General features: G+C 38.1%; 2 protein-coding genes. Both read right to left on the reverse strand.

Going from position 1 to position 649, the window contains the following annotated elements; translation table 11 throughout:
• Nucleotides 1-5: 5 nt before the first annotated feature.
• Nucleotides 6-119, reverse strand: a complete 114-nt coding sequence (locus A5N85_RS15475) for a helix-turn-helix domain-containing protein (RefSeq protein ID WP_143143302.1) — start codon at nt 117-119, stop codon at nt 6-8.
• Nucleotides 120-433: 314 nt separating this feature from the next.
• Nucleotides 434-649, reverse strand: a 216-nt coding sequence (locus A5N85_RS14265) for an IS630 transposase-related protein (RefSeq protein ID WP_249024014.1), incomplete at its 5' end; no start/stop codon positions are given.

The raw sequence follows: 649 nt of genomic DNA on the forward strand, positions 1-649 counted from the left end.
TTWAGTCAGCTATAGACGGTGAATTTGCTGATCTTGTAGCGCTTTGCAACAGCGCGCCAAGTTTCTCCATTAGCAATATCGTTAAGAATTTTCTGTCGGAATTGGCTGCAGTAGGTCATAGGATATGCTCAGTTTGTTTTTGATAATTCTACTACAAGTTGTTCTTTATATCTGCTTTGGATAGATTGGATTATAAGTGATTTGACTATAATAGAACCATCATATAAGCGTAAGGCAAACAATTCTCCATTGATAATGGCTCCAATCGCATTGCTCTGGTTCTTTAAATGCCAGTTATCACTTCCATGACAAATTTGTCCTTTTGTGCTGTAGCCATAAGCTCTATGATCAAAGGCTTTAAAACCACATTCATCAAGATAGACTATCGGTTTTTCTTGAGCGGTCTTATCTACTATTTGTTCTTGAAAGTGCTCTATTTTCTCTGTGTCGGCTTTTGGATGTTGGTTAATCTTTTTTTATGCGTTATCTTTAGTCGCTTTAGAGCATAACAAATCGCTGATTGCGAGCAATTAAAACGTCTAGCGCTTTCCCATTGGTAATCATCGGGATACTGCTCAATATCCTTAAGCAAGGCTTCATCATCAATCTTTGAGGGCTTACGCTCAGTAAAGCCTTTAGGATGGGGATT

Source organism: Suttonella ornithocola (genome assembly GCF_001889065.1).
Lineage (GTDB): Bacteria > Pseudomonadota > Gammaproteobacteria > Cardiobacteriales > Cardiobacteriaceae > Suttonella_A > Suttonella_A ornithocola.